Genomic DNA, 15875 nt, shown 5'->3' with positions numbered 1-15875 from the left:
GGTTCAGCGCAGGTCCATGAACTCCGAGTTCAACACCACCGTCGGCACCAGTTCGTCCGGCTGACTCTTCTGGGTATAGGCCGGCAGCATCAGGCGAAACACGCTGCCCTTGTGCTCCACCGAGGTCAGCGCCAGTTGGTAGCCCATGAGGGTGGTCAGCTTGGAGACGATGGTCAATCCCAGGCCCAGGCTGTCCTCGGTGCCCTGGTGTTGCGACACCCGGAAGAACTCCTGAAAGATCGCCTGCTGGTGCTCGCGGGCGATGCCCACCCCGGTGTCCCACACCTCGAACACCAGCATGTCCTCTCGGTGGCGCAGGTCCAGCAGGACACCTCCCCGGTGGGTGTGGCGCAACGCGTTGGAGAGCAGATTGCCCAGGATGCGGCGCAACACCACCGGGTCGGCCCAGATCGTCGTGGGACGCGTGTGGGTCTTGAGCTTGAGCGACTTGCCCGCCGCGACGGGCTCGAACTGCAGGGCCAGATCGGCAAACAGCTGGCGCACGTCCACGTGCTGCAAGCGCACCTTGTAGTTCCCCGCGTCGATGCGGGTCAGGTCGAACAACGAGTCGAACAGCTCGTTGATGGCCCGGGTGGACTGCAGGATGCGCGGCGAAATCTCGCGCGCCATCTCGGGCTCGGTGGCCAGCCAGTCGGCATACAGGCTCAGCGCATGCACGGGTTGGCGCAGGTCGTGCGCGGCGGAAGCCAGAAACCGGTTCTTGGTGGCCACGGCGCGCAACGAGGCTCGGGTCTGCAGCGTCAGCGAATCAATGAGTTCCTGATTCGAGAACTGCAGCTCGAAGCTGGAGCGGTACACCTGATGCAACCGCCGGCCCGCAATCAACAGCAGCCACCAGAACACCATCAGCAGCGCCATCAACGCCAGGCCGGTCTCCAGCGCGCCAGTCTCCCCCAGCACGCGGATGGTATTGACCATCAGTCCCAACATCACGGACAGCAGCAGGGCATGCACGTAGGCCCGAAAAATGGGCAGGTACGCGCTGTAGGAGGTCAGCGCCAATAGCCCCTGACCGAGCACCATGAGCCCGTAGACAAACTGCGTCGTCGAACTGACCTGCTGGTAGGTCAGCAAAACGCCACCGCCCCACAAGAACCCCACAACGGCCCAGGACCACTGGTAGCGCCGAACGAAGTCCAGGCGCTGAGGGCCTTCGCTGCTGTCGTGGCGCAGGTGGTAGATACCGATCAGACGGTAGCGGTAGACCAACATCGCCACCAGCAGACCGATCCATGCGAGCAGGACCCACAGGTCCACCTCGCCCGCCATCAGGAACACCAGCACGGGCAACGCCATGCCGGCCGCCAGCAGCGAGGGCACCATGTTGTCCATCAGGACCGAGATCAGCTGGGAATTGACCCATTGGTCGCGCACCTCGACGGTGGCGGGCACGTGCTGGTAGGTGGCAGGCTGGGTGTCGACGAGCATGGGCGGTGAGGGTGCGTGTGGCGACATTGTCGCACCCGGTGTCCTTCTGTGAACCACCGGAAAGGCACCGTCCGAGGTCCTGCTAGAATCATGGGCTTCGACACAGGAGAGATGGCAGAGTGGTCGAATGCACCGGATTCGAAATCCGGCGTACAGGTATTCCTGTACCGAGGGTTCGAATCCCTCTCTCTCCGCCAAATGCAAAAGCCCCGCACTGCGGGGCTTTTTCTTGGGCGCGCCGCAGGGGTCGGCGCATCACGCCGCGGCCAGGCGCTCCATGCCACCCATGTAGGGCCGCAGCGTCTCGGGCACGGTCACGCTGCCGTCGGCGTTCTGGTTGTTCTCCAACACCGCCACCAGCGCACGGCCGACCGCCAGGCCCGAGCCGTTGAGCGTGTGCACCAGCTCGTTCTTGCCCTGGGCGTTCTTGAAGCGCGCCTGCAGGCGGCGCGCCTGGAAGGCTTCGCAATTGGAGACCGAGCTGATCTCGCGGTAGGTGCCCTGCGCCGGCACCCAGACTTCGAGGTCGTAGGTCTTGCTGGCGCCAAAGCCCATGTCGCCGGTGCACAGGCTCATCACGCGGTACGGCAGGCCCAGCTTCTGCAGGATGGCCTCGGCGTGGCCGGTCATGGCCTCCAGCGCCTCGTAGCTCTTCTCGGGGTGCACGATCTGCACCATCTCGACCTTGTCGAACTGGTGTTGGCGGATCATGCCGCGCGTGTCGCGCCCGGCGCTGCCGGCTTCGGAGCGGAAGCACGGCGTGTGCGCGGTCATCTTGATCGGCAGCTCGGCCTCGGCCAGCACGGTGTCGCGCACCACGTTGGTCAGCGTCACTTCGCTGGTGGGGATCAGGTACAGCGCCTGCGTGTCGGGCATCTCTTCGCCCTCTTGCCCGCCCTTTTTCACGGCGAACAGATCGCCTTCGAACTTGGGCAACTGACCCGTGCCGCGCAGGGTTTCGCCGTTGACGATGTAGGGCGTGTAGCACTCGGTATAACCGTGCTCCTGGGTCTGCACGTCGAGCATGAACTGGGCGAGCGCGCGGTGCAGGCGGGCGATGGGGCCGCGCATGAAGGTGAAACGCGAACCCGCCAGCTTGACGCCGGTGTCGAAGTCCAGGCCCAGCTTTTCGCCGATGTCCACATGGTCGCGGACTTCGAAGTCGAAGGCCCTGGGGGTTCCCCATCGGCGCACTTCCACGTTGCCCTCTTCGCCCGTGCCCACCGGCACGCTCTCGTGCGGCAGGTTGGGCACGGCCAGCAGCAGGTTCTGCAGCTCGGCTTGAATGACCTCCAGCCGCGCGGCGGAGCTTTCCAGCTCGGCCTTCATCGCGCCCACCTGCGCCATCACCGCGTCGGCCTCGGCGTGCTGGCCCTTGCCCTTGAGCATGCCGATCTGCTTGGACAGGCTGTTGCGCTGGCTCTGCAGCTCTTCGGTGCGCGTCTGCAGCGTCTTGCGCTCCGCCTCCAGTGCGCGGAAAGCGTCCACGTTCAGGAAGGCCTGGGGTTGTTTGCGGGTCTCGAGCCGGGCGATCACGGCGTCGAGGTCTTTTCTCAGTAGGACGATGTCAAGCATGTGGAAATTGTAGTTTTGGGGTTCAGTGCAGGTGTCCGATCAGCGAGGGGCCATCGCCCTCGATCCTCAGGCCCTTGGGCAGCGGGAACTTGACCGTCTCGGTCAGGCCGTCCATGGTGCGCACGGAGATCGCGCCCAGCGCCTTGATGCGGTCGATCACCTGGCGCACCAGGATCTCGGGCGCCGAGGCGCCGGCGGTCAGCCCCACACGGGAGCGGCCCTCGAACCAGTCGGCCTGCAGTTCCTCGGCGCTGTCCACCATGTGGGCCGGCGTGCCGAGCTTGAGCGCGACCTCGCGCAGGCGGTTGCTGTTGGAACTGGTCGGGCTGCCGACCACGATCACCACGTCCACCTGCGGGCTGAGCAGCTTGACGGCGTCCTGCCGGTTTTGCGTGGCGTAGCAGATGTCCTGCTGCTTGGGTTCGCGCACACTGGGGAAGCGGGCTTTCACAGCGGCCAGGATGCCGGCGGCGTCGTCCACGCTCAGCGTGGTCTGCGTCACCACCGCGAGTTTCTCGGTCTGGGCCGGCGTCACGCGGGCCACGTCGTCCGCGTCTTCGACCAGGTGGATGCCACTGTCGAGCTGGCCCATGGTGCCCTCGACCTCGGGATGGCCCTTGTGGCCGATCATGATGAATTCGAAGCCTTCCTTGTGCAGCTTGGCCACCTCCACGTGCACCTTGGTCACCAGCGGACAGGTGGCATCAAAAATGTTGAACCCACGCGCCTGCGCTTCCTCTTGCACCGCCTTGCTCACGCCATGGGCGGAAAACACCAGCGTGGCGCCGGGTGGCACGTCGGACAGCTCTTCGATGAAGATCGCGCCCTTGGCCTTGAGGTCGTTGACGACGTAGGTGTTGTGCACGATCTCGTGGCGCACATAGATGGGCCGACCGAACTTGGCCAGCGCGCGCTCGACGATCTCGATGGCGCGGTCCACGCCCGCGCAGAAGCCGCGCGGTTCGGCCAGGATGACTTCTTTCGGCTCGTCCATCACAGCACCCCGATCAGCTGTACTTCAAAGCGCACCGGCTGGCCCGCCAGCGGGTGGTTGAAGTCGAACAGCACCGCGCCGTCTTTGCGCACCTCCACCGCCGAACCGGCGTAGCTGCCCAGGCCGTCGGGTGTGGGGAACTGCACCACGTCGCCGGCCGCGTACTGCTCGTGCGGGTCGCCCAGCTCGCTCAGCAGCTTGCGCGCCACCCACTGCACCATGTCCGGCTGGCGCTCGCCAAAAGCTTCGCCGGCTTCGAGCTCAATCACGGTACGGATACCCTCCTCCAGGCCGATCAGGCGCTGCTCGATCGCGGGCGAGAGCTGCCCGGAGCCGAGGCTCAGCGTGGCGGGCTGGCCTTCGAAGGTGTCGATGATCACCTGGCCCTGCGGCCCGGACATGCGGTAGTGCAGGGTGAGGAAAGAGCCTTCTTGAACGTGAGCCATGGGTCTTGGGGGAGGTTGGAATACGGTGAATCGCGACGGCGCGCCACGCACGGGTGGGAGCGGGTTTGTGAGCGACAACTCCGCCTATTGTAAAAAGCAGGCTGATCCAGGGAGGAAAAACATGAATGGCCTTGCCAGTACCGGGCTGAAAAGCCTGCCCAACGACGCGCGCCCGCGCGAAAAACTGCTCGCGCGCGGGCCATCGGCGCTCAGCGACGCCGAGCTGCTGGCCCTGCTGCTGCGCACCGGCATTCCCGGCAAACACGTGGTGCAGCTCGCGCAGGAACTGCTCAACACGTTCGGCGGTGTCGGCGGCCTGCTGCACACCGGGGCCGACGCGCTCAAGGTCATCAAGGGCCTGGGGCCGGCCAAACGCGCCGAGGTGGTGGCCGTGCTCGAACTCGCGCGCCGTGCGCTGGCGCAGGAGCTGCAGCAGAAAGCCCTGTTCGACAGCCCGAAGGCGGTGCGCGAATACCTGCAGCTGCAACTGGGCGCACGCAACCACGAGGTGTTTGCCGTGCTGTTCCTGGACAGCCAGAACCGGCTGATCGCGCTCGAAGAGCTGTTCCGCGGCACGCTGACGCAGACCAGCGTGTACCCGCGCGAAGTGGTGCTGCGCGCCTTGCACCACCACGCCGCCGCCGTGGTGCTGGCACACAACCACCCCAGCGGCACCGCCCAGCCCTCACGCGCCGACGAAACGCTGACGCAATCGCTCAAGGCCGCGCTGTCTTTGGTGGATGTGCGCGTGCTGGACCATTTCATCGTGACGCGCGAGCAGGCGGCGTCGATGGCCGAAATGGGCATGGTCTGAATCGGCCCCGCCTTTTCCCGGACACCGCCCGTCGACAGCCTGGCATAAGCTCTGCACACGACTTCAGGCCCAGGCCTGGAGCCGGGCGTGCAACCGTCGTCCATCAGGAACAGGAGGGAGTCTTGAAACCATTCGTTCTTCGAGCGCATCTGCGCAGCCCCATCATCCGACGGGGCTTCGTCACGCTGGATGCCTTGCTCATGGCCATCCTGTCGCGCGGCGACGTGTCAGACCTGCTCAGATGCGAACAGGACCTGTACTTCGCGAGTTCTGGTTTTGCCGTCGATGCCGTTGCCAGCCAGCGGGCCTCATTCGTCGCCAGCATGCGACCGGAGCATTCGCCTCACTGGCTGGACGTTCTAAACCCCAACACCAAGGACGGCGACCTGCGCGTCGGTCTGTCCAGGCAGCGCGAAGCGGGCAACATCATCAATGGCTACCAGGCCACGGTTGCCCGCGCCATTGAGTGGTACGCAACCGGCCACGCCGATGCGGTGCTGGAGGGGCTGCAACCCGTGCGCTTCATCGGCAAGAAGCGGTCCGCAGGCTATGGCGAAGTCGCCCGTTGGGAGGTCGAGGGCGGCGAGCTGGACGGACTGGTGGGCTATGCCGGCGAACCCCTGCGCCCGGTGCCAACCGCCCGCTGGACCGAAGGCGGCGACTGGGTGCCGGTCGAGGCCGCCTGGAAGGCGCCGTACTGGGAGGTTCGCAACCGCGACCGGTGCTTCGTCCCAGTGGGGGTCTGACATGAACGGCCCCGAATTCTTCATGCAGCACGCGGGCTACCGTCTGCTGCCCGCGCAACTCAAGAGCAGCGATCCGGTGAACGATGCCGACGCGCTCTTTGCCACCGCCCTGCCCCTGCACACGGGAAAGACGCTACGCCTGTCTTCGTGCTGGATGGTGATCACGCCCCACTGGACCGCCACCAGCTTCAAGGCGATGCCAGAGGCCGGCTTTCGCCACGACATGGAGCGAAAGACCGCTATTCAGGACGCTCTGAAGACGGGTCAACCCTGCATGCTGCTGGCCCTGGGCAAACGCACCATGACCGCACGCGACCTGTTCGTCACCCACGACCCTCGGGCGGCGCGGCTGTGCAGCGAGGGCGAAGTCAAGACCTTTGATGCCACTCAGGAGAAGACATGGACATCGTGATCGATAAACCCGCCCGCGTGCGCGGCTACGCCCTGCACCGCATCGTCGAACAGTTCCGCGATGGCAAACCTGCCCTTTGGGCTGACGAAGGCACCCAGGTCCGTATCCGTCCCGAGGAAGCGGTGCCGCCCGAATACCCGGTCGGCAAGCTGCTGGCCTTCACCACCACCGCCTGCGTGTCCTACGCCAGTGGCCACAAAAACCGCTACCTGCCGTTGGGCGACTGGCGGGGTCGGCGCGAATGGCTGGAAAAGCGCGCCCTCAAACACGGCTTTGAAATCGTCGGCGTGCATGTGTCGTCCGGCATGCGGCAGGTGGAAACGCACAACGGGCGCCGCTTCTCCATCGACGCCACAGAGTTCACAGGCCTGCTCAAGGTCACTGACCCCCAGGCCTTTGCCAACTGCCTCGTCAAAGGCATCGGCCGCATCGGCAGCGCTTTCGGCCTGAACCTCCTCATCGTCCAATAACCCCAGGGAGTCACACCATGACGCAACGTTCTTTCATCACCGCAGAACTGCAACTGCACACCCTCCAGCCCCTCACATTCACCCACCACGGAACCGAAGGCCTGCCCCTGCTCACGCGGGGCGTGGACGCCGAAGGCCGCCACCAGCGCACCGTGTTCATCCCGGCAGCGCAACTGCGGGGCCGCCTGCGCCACGAGGCAGCCCTGGCCGAACTGCGCGCCCGCCCCGGCAAGGCCAAGCTCGAAGACGCCTACCTGCTCGCACTCGGGCAGGACCTGCGCCCCGAGGAAGACGCCGAGCCCGAAGCCATCCGCCTGCGCGAACAGCGGGTCTTCCGGGCCCAGAACCCGCTGCTCGACCTGTTCGGCACCTGGAAAGTGGCCAGCCGCCTGTTCGTGTCGCATATGTTGCCCGAGGTGAACGTGTTGCCCGACACCGTCAGCCACATCCGCCGCGACCTCGACAGCAACGAAGACATGATGGATCTGCTGGACGAGACGGAGCAGGACCGGCTCTACGAGCGCCAGAACAGCCAGGGTCTGGCCTCCAAGGCCGAAGCCCTGATCAAGCTGACCATGCGCGAACTCGGCGCCGCCCGCAAGGCCAAAGACGAAGCCCGGCTCGCCGAGCTGACTGCCAAACTGGAAGAACTCAAAGAGCTCAAAAAGACCCGCAAAGGCGAGGACACCTCGGACAACACCAAGCACCTGCTGGAGCTGCAGGTGATTCCGCTGGGCATCACCCTGCTGGGCAGCCTCACCGTGAATGGCGCCCAGGCCCACGACCTGAACATGCTGGTGCAGGCCGTGGACAGCTTCAGCCGTCAACCGTATCTGGGCGCCCAGCGCGCCCGGGGCTGCGGCGAGGTGCGCGGCCGAGCCACCTTCAAGGACGCGCAAGGCAGCGTGCTGGTGGTCGTCGGTTTTGGTGGCCGGGCTCCAGCGCAAGTGGAATGGACCGACGAGGGCCGCAACTTCCTGAACACCGCCAGCGCCGCCAGCGCCGCCGCATGAGCTTTCGCAGCGAAGAACAGCGGCAATACGCCCGCCTGATCGAAACCGCCCTGCGCCCCGGCCCGCCTTTGCTGGCCGGCGCCGCGGCCGGGCTGGGCAAGACCCACGGCTACAGCATCCCGCTGCTGCGTTCGGGCCTGCGCGTGGCCATCGCCATGAGCACGCGCCAACTCATCGCCCAGTACCTGGACAGTGACGCCCTGCGCTCCGCTCTGGACGGTCAAACCTGCACCGTCAGCGCCCTGCAGACCCGCGCCAGCTTCACCACCGACGCCGAGTACCGCGAACACCGGCAACAGGCTCTGTCGGCCCAGGTGCTGGTGATCACGCACGCGGCCTCCCTCATCGACAGCCTGCACCCCGGCTATGCCGACCTGCGGCAACGCGAGGTGGTTCTGTTCGACGAAGCCGACCTGCTGGCCGACGCCGCCGACCTGCGCAGCAGCTTCCGCATCGACGCCGACACGCTCGCAACTTGCGGGGCCAAAGGCCTGCCGCCGCAGGCCGCTGCCCAGCGCGTGCTGCAAGCGTCCACCGAGCTCGAGGTCAGAGCCAGCGCACAAGCCATCGTCTATGCCTGCGAACACCCTGCCGGTTGGAAGGTGGTCGGCCATGACGACGATGGCGCCCTGGTACTGCGCCACCGCATGCCGGGCCGCATGCTCAAACCCTTGTTGCAGGGCGTGCCGCGCTGCATCTTCACCAGTGGCACCCTGCAGGTGGGTGGGCGGTTTGACCACTTCTGCCGCGCCCTGGGCCTGACCAGCATCGCGCCAGAAAGCCGGCACATCGAACCACGCCAGCACGGCCAGCTCAGCGTGGACGTCGCGGCCGACGAACTGAGCGCGAGCGAAGTGGCCCTGCGCATCGCCCAGGCCGAACGGCCGGTGCTGGTGCTGACCACCAGCCACCAGCAAACCGCCGAGCTGGGCCGACTGCTGCCCATGGCCACCGTGCGGGCCGAAGGCGAACCGCTGGCCGATGCGGTGGCGCGCTGCCCGGACGACGGCATCCTGCTGGCCGCCGGCGCCTGGACCGGGCTGGACTCGCCGCGCCTGCGCTGGAAGACCGTGGTCATTCCCAAAACGCCCTACGGCCCACCGGTCAGCGTGGACGGGCGGCAGATCACCCGTTACATCGACAGCCAGGTCGTCGCCACCCGGCGCACCAACCAGGGCCTGCACCGCGGCCTGCGCACGCCCGACGCGCACTGCCGCCTGCTGTTGCTGGACCCGCGCAGCAGTCGCGACAACCTCCGCAGCGCCATACCGGCGCGCTTCACGGTGGACTGGAATGGCTTCGAAGAAGGTGCCCAGGTGCTGCAAGCGCATTTCAACCGCGAACGCAACGCGAGCCTGCGGGCCGCCGCGCTGCGGCACCACGGCGCCCGCTGCGTTGCCGAAGGCTGCAGCGTCACGGCCCTGCACCTGCTGGACGTGCACCACACCCGCCCGCTGGCCGAAGGCGAACGCCGCACCACGCTGGACGAGGTGGTGGTGCTGTGCAAAAACCACCACGCCGACGCCCACCACCGGCTGCGCATGCAGGCGCTGGAAGCACTCGACGCTGGGAAAAGCTTTGAGCCGAGTTGACTTGCGCTATTTGGGATCAGGCTGCCGTGAAAACGTGCAGCTACTGGAACATCAACTACGTGCTGGTGACGATCTTCGCTGATCAAGCTGCCGTGAGAACGTGCAGCTACTGGAACACGACGAAGCCACTGCCTCGGCGCGCAAGGGATCAAGCTGCCGTGAGAACGCGCAGCTACTGGAACATCACAAGCTCGGACGGGCCAAACGACGCGGATCAAGCTGCCGTGGAAACGTGCAGCTACTGGAACGACTGCAAGCATTTCAGCAAGGCCAAGGGCGATCAAGCTGCCGTGATAACGTGCAGCTACTGGAACTGGGTGAGCTTGGTGATCAGCAAGTACTCGGATCAAGCTGCCGTGAGAATTTGCAGCTACTGGAACCGGCGTGGGCCGAGTACGACTGGATGTGTGACTCAAGCCGCCGTAAGAACGGGCAGCTACTGGAACATCAAGTACTTGTGCACCACGATGCAGAGCGATCAAGCTGCCGTGAAAACGTGCAGCTACTGGAACATGCCCGTGGTGTCGATGCCCATGAATTCCGCTCAAGCTGCCGTGAAGGCGCGCAGCTATTGGAACGCGGCGTACGGTCGCCGAAGATGGTCCATGCAGCGTCAGCTCCCAGCCTGCGGCATCTGAAAGGATGTCCTTGACCCTCGGCGGACTTGAGGTGTGCGCGAAAATCGCGCCACCATGAAACTGCGCTCGCTCGCCGAACTCAAGACGCTGCAGAAGCTGATCGCCCAGCGGGCGGCTGCCGAGGCCGCGGCGCGCGAGGCCGAGCGCCTGCGGCAGCAGCGGGTGGACCGGGAGACGCGTTTGTTTGAACTGGCGGTGGGCCCGGTGCGGCCCCTGATTTCCGCCCGGCGCGTGCACCACCCGCCGAGGCCCGTGGAACCGGCGCCCCGCCAGCGCCAGCTGGACGAAGCCTCCGTGATGCGCGAGGCGCTGTCGGACGACTTCGACGTCGAAACCCTGCTGCACACCGACGACCAGCTGAGCTTTCGCCGCCCCGGCCTGGGGCCGGACGTGACGCGCAAACTGCGCGAGGGCCGCTGGAGCATCCAGCGCCAGATCGACCTGCACGGCCTGCGCGTCGACGAGGCCCGCGAAGCGCTGGGCCGCTTCATCCGCGAAGCGCAACAGCAGGGTCTGCGCTGCGTGCGCGTGGTGCACGGCAAGGGCCTGGGCTCGCCGGGCCGCACGCCGGTGCTCAAGGGCCGGGTGCAACGCTGGCTGGTGCAGAAGAACGAGGTGCTGGCCTTCGTGCAGGCGCGGCCGGCCGAGGGTGGCGCCGGGGCGCTGGTGGTGTTGCTGCGGCCCGCCTGAACGGCGCCCTCAACCGACACCCCCCGATCAAACACTCCCGGGGCGGTTGCGCATCCAGTCGGCGGTCTTGAAGAAGCTGTCCTTCAATCGGGTGCGCAGGTCTTCGGGCACGCCCGTCTCGGCCATGGCCTGATCCATGCAGGCCAGCCACTGGTCGCGTTCGACGACGCCGATGGAAAACGGCATGTGGCGCTGGCGCAGGCGCGGGTGGCCGAAGCGGTCTTCGTAGTGCGAGGGGCCGCCCAGCCAGCCGCAGAGAAACCAGAACAGCTTCTGGCGCGCATCGTCCAGCGTGCTGCCATGGCTCGCGCGCAGTTCGCGGTAGCCGGGCTCGATGTCCATCAGGTCGTAGAAGCGGTCCACCAGTGCGCGCACGCGGGTTTCGCCGCCGATCCATTCGAACGGGGTGGAGGGTGGTACAGCGGTCTCGGATGACGTCATGGGAAGCGAACGGAAGTGGTTTGATCAAGTGCCAGCGTGGGGCTGGTCAAACGGATGCAGCACGGCGAAGGGTCTCCACCACCGGCGTCTTGAGCACGCTGCGCAGCCCCCACCAGCCAGCCAGCAGGGCCAGCACGGCGCCGGCCAGGCTGCCGGCCAGCGGCACCCAGAGCGAGGCGGTCCAGGTGAACTCGAACACGAACCGGGCCAGCGCCCAGCCCACCACCACCGCCACCACCGAGGCCAGGAAGCCCGCGAGCAGGCCCACGCCGAGCAACTCGATGCGCTGCACCTGGCGCAGCAAGGCCGAACCGGCGCCCACCGCGCGCAGGATGGCGAACTCGCGCTCGCGCTCGCCGCGCGTAGCGGTGATGGCGGCGAGCAGCACCACCAGACCGGCCGCGAGCGTGAATGCAAACAGGAACTCCACCGCACCGATCACCTGGCCCAGCACACGCTGCACCTGGGCAATGGTCTGGCTCATGTCGACGTTGGTGATGTTGGGAAACTGGCGCACCAGCGCGTTGTCGAACTGGAGATCGGCATCGGGTGCGCGGAAGGCGCTGATGAAGCTCACCGGCGCATCGGGCACCTGGGCCACCGGAAACACCACGAAGAAGTTGACCCGCATCGAACCCCAGTCCACCTTGCGCAGACTGGTGATGCGGCCCTCGCTGACCTGCCCGGCGATGTCGAAGCCCAGCCGATCACCCAGCTTGAGCCCCAGTTCCTCGGCCAGACCTTCTTCCACGCTCAGCGCGTCGGCTTCGTTCTCCTGCCAGCGGCCCGCCACCACCGGGTTGTGTTCGGGCAAGGTAGCGGAGTGGGACAGGTTGAACTCGCGGTCCACCAGGCGCTGCGCGCGGTCGCTGGTGAAGTCGTCGGGGCTGATCGCCTTGCCGTTGATGCTGACCAGCCGGCCCCGGATCATGGGGTACCAATCGAAGCGCCGCACACCCGCTTGGCGCAGCGCCTGCTGAAAGGCCTCGCCTTGGTCGGGCTGCACGTTGATGACAAAGCGGTTCGGCGCGTCGGGCGGCGTGGCGTTGCGCCAGCTGGCGATGAGGTCGGTGCGCAGCAGCACCAGCAGCACCAGCGCCAGCAGGCCCACGGCCAGCGCGCTGATCTGCACCACCGCGTAGGCCGGGCGCGCCGAGAGCTGGCGCGTGGCCATGACCAGGGCGCGCGGCGCGGTGGCCTCGTTGACACTGGCGCGCAGCAGGCGCACCGCCGCGTAGCTGGCCAGCGCGAACAGCAGCACGGCCCCGGCAAAGCCGCCCACCGCGATCGCGCCGAGCAGCAGGTCGCGACTGGCGGCCAGCAGCAAGGCGGCAAACCCCGCCACGCCCAGACCCAGCACCGCCAACGAAGCCGGCTTGAGCTGCCCCACGTCGCGCCTGATCACGCGCAGCGGCGGCACCTTGGCCAGTTGCAGCACCGGCGGCAGGCCAAAGGCCATCATGAGCGTGAGGCCCATGCCCAGGCCCAGCAGCACCGGGGCGGGACCGGGCGCGGGCAAGGAGGCGTCCACCAGGCCCGCCAAGAGCAACACGAAGCCGTGGTGAACGACATAGCCCAAGAACACCCCCAGCGCGCTGGCGAACAGGCCGACCAGCGCGAACTCGAAGGTGTAGGCGCGGGCCATGCTGCCCTGCGACAGCCCCAGCACGCGCAACATGGCGCAGTCGTCCAGGTGGCGCTGAGCGAAGCCGCGCGCGGCGATCGCCACCGCCACCGCGCACAGCAGCGCGGCCAGCAAGGCCACCAGGTTGAGGAATTTTTCGGCCCGCTCCAGCGTGCGCTGCATCTCGGGCCGCCCGCCTTCGAGCGACTCCAGGCGCAGACCCCGCACCCCGGGTTGCTCGATCTGGGCCTGCGCCCAATCGACAAACCGTTTCACGGCGGGGTCGCTGCCGGCCACGGCCAGGCGGTAGGTGAGCCGGCTCGCCGGCTGCACCAGGCCGGTGGCCGGCAGATCGGCGGTGTTGATCATGACGCGCGGTGCAAAGCTCATGAAGCCCGCGCCCCGGTCAGGCTCCACCACGATCACGCGGGTGACGCGCAGCTGGGCATCGCCCAGCAGCAGCGGCTGGCCCACGGAAAGATCCAGCGCCACCAGCAGCGCCGCGTCCACCCAGGCGGTGCCGGGCGCGGGGATCTCGCGGGTGGCGGCATCGGGGCCCAGCGGAGCCTCGGCCACCCGCAGGCTGCCGCGCAGCGGATAACCCTCACCCACGGCCTTGAGCGCCACCAGGCGCGCCGCGCCGCCCTCTTCGTCGCGGGCCCGGCCCATGGTGGGGAAGCCCAGGGTCTGCGTGGTCTGCAGCCCCTGCGCTTTCGCCTGCTGCTGAAACGCCGGCGGCGTGGCGTTGTCGCTGCTGAGCACCGCGTCGCCACCGATCAACGCCCGCGCGTCGCGCGCCAGGCCGCCCTGCAGCCGGTCGGCAAAAAAACCCACCGCCGTGAGCGCGGCCACCGCCAGCGTCACGGCCAGCAGCAAGAGCCGCAACTCACCCGCGCGCCAGTCGCGCCAGAGCGAGCGCCAGCCGAGGGACCAGAAGGAGACAGAAAGGGAAGCAGGAGCGACGGCCATGCCGCGACCTTAACGCAAGCCGATCAACCGCGCAGCGTCGTGCGGTTTGGGATGGAACGCAACGAATGGCCGACCGAAGAGCTTCGCACTCCCGGCCCTCACCCCAGCCCTCTCCCAGGGGGCGGGGGAGAGGGAGTAGAGCCACGGCGCGCCGAGTGAGGCCACCGGAGCGCGATGCGCAAAACCCGGAACGAGGCAGAGCAAGTCATGTCCGGCGCGCGGGCCTGAGCCCAGAACGCGGCGGATCTGGCTTTGCCAGGCCGCTCGCGTTGCCCCTTGAGGGGCGGAGCTGGCTACACGCAGTGAGCCAGCGATGGGGGTGGTCCTACTTCGTGCCGAAAATCCGGTCGCCCGCGTCGCCCAGGCCCGGCACGATGTAGCCATGCTCGTTCAGGCCGCGGTCCACCGCCGGGGTGTAGATCGGCACGTCCGGGTGGTGGTCGTGGAAGGTCTTGATGCCCTGGGGGCAGGTCACGAGGCAGACAAAACGGATGGAACGCGGGTGGGTCTGCTTGAGCCGGTCCACCGCCGCCACCGCCGAGTTGCCGGTGGCCAGCATGGGGTCGAGCACGATCACGTCGCGCTCTTCCATGCCCTGCGGCATCTTGAAGTAGTACTCCACCGCCTGCAGCGTGGCCGGGTCGCGGTACAGGCCGATGTGACCGACGCGGGCGCCGGGGATGACCTGCAGCATGCCGTCGAGGAAACCGTTGCCCGCGCGCAGGATGGAGGCCAACACGACCTTCTTGCCATCGATGACGCGCGAGGTCATTTTCTCCAGCGGGGTCTCGATCTCGATCTCCTGCATGGGCATCTCGCGCGTGATCTCGTACGCCAGCAGGGCCGACAGCTCGTGCACCAGTTCGCGAAAACTCTTGGTACTGGTGTCCTTGCGGCGCATCAGCGTGAGCTTGTGCTGGACCAGGGGGTGGTCAATGACGTGGACTTCTCGGCTCATCTGCGGGCTTTCAGAAAACAGGGGGACATGGCGGGAGGCCGCCGGCCAAGGCGCGCGCGGACCCGTGAACCGGCCAAGTTTATGCCCGTTCGCGGGCACCCCGGGGGCGGGACGGCGGAGGTCAGGCCGCTGTGGAGGGGCTCGCCACAGGGGCGGGTGGCGGCACAGCGTCGAGCAGCAGGCGCTGGGGGTTGGCGTAGCAGAGGAAACGCTTGTTGGTGGCGCGCCCGATGGCACACAGGCCCACGCGCTGCGCCACTTCCAGCCCCATCTGCGTGATGCCGCTGCGCGAAACCACCACCGCGACGCCCATCTGCGCCGACTTGATGACCATCTCGCTGGTGAGACGACCGGTGGTGTAGAACACCTTGTCGGCGCTGCGGGCCAGGGACGGGTCTTCGAGGGACATCCAGCCCGCGATGGTGTCCACCGCGTTGTGGCGCCCCACGTCTTCCACGAACAGCTGCAGTTCTTCGCCGCGGAACAGCGCGCAGGCGTGCACCGAGCCGGCCGACTTGTAGGTGCTCTCCTTGAGCCGGATCGCGTTCACGATGCCGTAGAGCTGCGACTGGCGCAGCACCGCGGCCTCGGGCAGGTGGATGTTGTCGATCTCGTCCATCAGGTGACCAAACACGCTGCCCTGGCCGCAGCCCGTGGTGACGACGCGCCGGGCGGTGCGCTCTTCGATGCGGTCGATGCCGTGCCGTGTCTTGACCGCGGCGCTGCCCACGTCCCAGTCCACCGTGATGGACTCGACTTCGTCCACCGAGCGGACCAGTCGCTGGTTCAACAGATAACCGAGCACCAGCCACTCCGGGTGGGCGCCCAGCGTCATGAGCGTGACCAGCTCACGCTTGTCGACGTACACCGTGAGATCGCGCTCTGCCGGGATCGACACCTGGCTGCGCTGCCCGTACTCGTTGAGCACGGTCACCTCCTGCGTCAACGGCGCCCGGGCGTGGGTGAGCTGCGGCAAGCGCGCGGGACGCGGCTTCGCATCGGTGGACGCGGCGCGCAGGGCTTCAGGCGGGGACATGGGTTCGA

At 67.2% G+C, this 15875-nt stretch carries 16 protein-coding genes and 1 tRNA gene; 9 read left to right on the top strand and 8 right to left on the bottom strand.

The features are described from left to right. Positions 1–3 precede the first annotated feature (3 nt). Positions 4–1449 (bottom strand): sensor histidine kinase, encoded by a 1446-nt coding sequence (locus AC07YZ_RS05695; protein ID WP_226494107.1) that lies wholly within the window; start codon positions 1447–1449, stop codon positions 4–6. Positions 1450–1554: 105 nt separating this feature from the next. Here AC07YZ_RS05695 and AC07YZ_RS05690 point away from each other — a divergent pair. Beyond that, positions 1555–1646: transfer RNA gene (locus AC07YZ_RS05690), tRNA-Ser, on the top strand. A gap of 58 nt (positions 1647–1704) precedes the next feature. On the opposite strand, the gene serS is transcribed toward AC07YZ_RS05690, so the two are convergent. The 3 genes from serS to AC07YZ_RS05675 are packed head-to-tail and all read right to left on the bottom strand — an operon-like array spanning position 1705 to position 4464. Further along, complete coding sequence (serS, locus tag AC07YZ_RS05685; protein ID WP_494794066.1) at positions 1705–3024, bottom strand: serine--tRNA ligase; 1320 nt, start codon at positions 3022–3024, stop codon at positions 1705–1707. Positions 3025–3046: 22 nt separating this feature from the next. Next, on the bottom strand, positions 3047–4018 hold the full coding sequence (gene ispH, locus AC07YZ_RS05680) for a 4-hydroxy-3-methylbut-2-enyl diphosphate reductase (protein WP_494794065.1): 972 nt from the start codon (positions 4016–4018) through the stop codon (positions 3047–3049). Beyond that, complete coding sequence (locus AC07YZ_RS05675) at positions 4018–4464, bottom strand: FKBP-type peptidyl-prolyl cis-trans isomerase (RefSeq protein WP_226494110.1); 447 nt, start codon at positions 4462–4464, stop codon at positions 4018–4020. Before AC07YZ_RS05675 ends, ispH begins: the two co-directional genes overlap by 1 nt. Positions 4465–4585: 121 nt before the next feature. Between AC07YZ_RS05675 and radC the strand changes: the two genes are divergently transcribed. From radC to AC07YZ_RS05635, 8 genes are all read left to right on the top strand, one after another. Beyond that, positions 4586–5278 carry a RadC family protein gene (gene radC / locus AC07YZ_RS05670; RefSeq protein WP_494794064.1) on the top strand — a complete coding sequence of 231 codons (693 nt, stop codon included), beginning with the start codon at positions 4586–4588 and terminating at the stop codon, positions 5276–5278. Between the two features lie 122 nt (positions 5279–5400). Then, on the top strand, positions 5401–6024 hold the full coding sequence (locus AC07YZ_RS05665) for a Csf3-related protein (RefSeq protein ID WP_494794063.1): 624 nt from the start codon (positions 5401–5403) through the stop codon (positions 6022–6024). Between the two features lies 1 nt (position 6025). Then, complete coding sequence (locus AC07YZ_RS05660) at positions 6026–6436, top strand: hypothetical protein (RefSeq protein WP_494794062.1); 411 nt, start codon at positions 6026–6028, stop codon at positions 6434–6436. Continuing rightward, complete coding sequence (locus tag AC07YZ_RS05655) at positions 6424–6906, top strand: type I-E CRISPR-associated protein Cas6/Cse3/CasE (RefSeq protein WP_494794061.1); 483 nt, start codon at positions 6424–6426, stop codon at positions 6904–6906. The genes AC07YZ_RS05660 and AC07YZ_RS05655 overlap by 13 nt, the downstream gene beginning before the upstream one ends. A gap of 17 nt (positions 6907–6923) precedes the next feature. Next, positions 6924–7919, top strand: a complete 996-nt coding sequence (locus AC07YZ_RS05650) for an RAMP superfamily CRISPR-associated protein (protein WP_494794060.1) — start codon at positions 6924–6926, stop codon at positions 7917–7919. Continuing rightward, on the top strand, positions 7916–9511 hold the full coding sequence (locus tag AC07YZ_RS05645; protein WP_494794059.1) for a DEAD/DEAH box helicase: 1596 nt from the start codon (positions 7916–7918) through the stop codon (positions 9509–9511). Before AC07YZ_RS05650 ends, AC07YZ_RS05645 begins: the two co-directional genes overlap by 4 nt. A gap of 26 nt (positions 9512–9537) precedes the next feature. Next, positions 9538–10149 (top strand): hypothetical protein, encoded by a 612-nt coding sequence (locus tag AC07YZ_RS05640; protein ID WP_494794058.1) that lies wholly within the window; start codon positions 9538–9540, stop codon positions 10147–10149. Between the two features lie 54 nt (positions 10150–10203). Next, on the top strand, positions 10204–10839 hold the full coding sequence (locus AC07YZ_RS05635) for a Smr/MutS family protein (protein WP_494794057.1): 636 nt from the start codon (positions 10204–10206) through the stop codon (positions 10837–10839). Positions 10840–10866: 27 nt separating this feature from the next. On the opposite strand, the gene AC07YZ_RS05630 is transcribed toward AC07YZ_RS05635, so the two are convergent. The 4 genes from AC07YZ_RS05630 to AC07YZ_RS05615 form a co-directional block, all read right to left on the bottom strand. Beyond that, positions 10867–11280 carry a group II truncated hemoglobin gene (locus tag AC07YZ_RS05630; RefSeq protein WP_226494113.1) on the bottom strand — a complete coding sequence of 138 codons (414 nt, stop codon included), beginning with the start codon at positions 11278–11280 and terminating at the stop codon, positions 10867–10869. 46 nt (positions 11281–11326) lie between these two features. Then, a complete protein-coding gene (locus AC07YZ_RS05625; protein WP_494794056.1) occupies positions 11327–13873 on the bottom strand; it encodes an ABC transporter permease in 2547 nt (848 codons plus the stop codon). Between the two features lie 325 nt (positions 13874–14198). Next, positions 14199–14831, bottom strand: coding sequence for a uracil phosphoribosyltransferase (gene upp / locus AC07YZ_RS05620; protein ID WP_068173916.1), 633 nt, complete (start codon positions 14829–14831; stop codon positions 14199–14201). A 121-nt stretch (positions 14832–14952) separates the two neighbouring features. After that, a complete protein-coding gene (locus AC07YZ_RS05615) occupies positions 14953–15867 on the bottom strand; it encodes a formate dehydrogenase accessory sulfurtransferase FdhD (RefSeq protein WP_494794055.1) in 915 nt (304 codons plus the stop codon). Between the last annotated feature and the right edge of the window lie 8 nt (positions 15868–15875).

The sequence above is a fragment of the Hydrogenophaga sp. GW101-3F08 genome (assembly GCF_059424585.1).
The sequence above is the reverse complement of the archived record's forward strand: the minus strand, read 5'-3'. Positions and strand labels throughout refer to the sequence as shown.

Bases quoted from the DNA above. Each gene is read 5' to 3' on its own strand.
- AC07YZ_RS05675 (WP_226494110.1), bottom strand. From the start codon at position 4,464: ATGGCTCACGTTCAAGAAGGCTCTTTCCTCACCCTGCACTACCGCATG.
- AC07YZ_RS05625 (WP_494794056.1), bottom strand. From the start codon at position 13,873: ATGGCCGTCGCTCCTGCTTCCCTTTCTGTCTCCTTCTGGTCCCTCGGC.
- AC07YZ_RS05655 (WP_494794061.1), top strand. From the start codon at position 6,424: ATGGACATCGTGATCGATAAACCCGCCCGCGTGCGCGGCTACGCCCTG.
- AC07YZ_RS05660 (WP_494794062.1), top strand. From the start codon at position 6,026: ATGAACGGCCCCGAATTCTTCATGCAGCACGCGGGCTACCGTCTGCTG.
- ispH (WP_494794065.1), bottom strand. From the start codon at position 4,018: ATGGACGAGCCGAAAGAAGTCATCCTGGCCGAACCGCGCGGCTTCTGC.
- radC (WP_494794064.1), top strand. From the start codon at position 4,586: ATGAATGGCCTTGCCAGTACCGGGCTGAAAAGCCTGCCCAACGACGCG.
- AC07YZ_RS05645 (WP_494794059.1), top strand. From the start codon at position 7,916: ATGAGCTTTCGCAGCGAAGAACAGCGGCAATACGCCCGCCTGATCGAA.
- serS (WP_494794066.1), bottom strand. From the start codon at position 3,024: ATGCTTGACATCGTCCTACTGAGAAAAGACCTCGACGCCGTGATCGCC.
- AC07YZ_RS05635 (WP_494794057.1), top strand. From the start codon at position 10,204: ATGAAACTGCGCTCGCTCGCCGAACTCAAGACGCTGCAGAAGCTGATC.
- upp (WP_068173916.1), bottom strand. From the start codon at position 14,831: ATGAGCCGAGAAGTCCACGTCATTGACCACCCCCTGGTCCAGCACAAG.
- AC07YZ_RS05615 (WP_494794055.1), bottom strand. From the start codon at position 15,867: ATGTCCCCGCCTGAAGCCCTGCGCGCCGCGTCCACCGATGCGAAGCCG.
- AC07YZ_RS05630 (WP_226494113.1), bottom strand. From the start codon at position 11,280: ATGACGTCATCCGAGACCGCTGTACCACCCTCCACCCCGTTCGAATGG.
- AC07YZ_RS05650 (WP_494794060.1), top strand. From the start codon at position 6,924: ATGACGCAACGTTCTTTCATCACCGCAGAACTGCAACTGCACACCCTC.
- AC07YZ_RS05695 (WP_226494107.1), bottom strand. From the start codon at position 1,449: ATGCTCGTCGACACCCAGCCTGCCACCTACCAGCACGTGCCCGCCACC.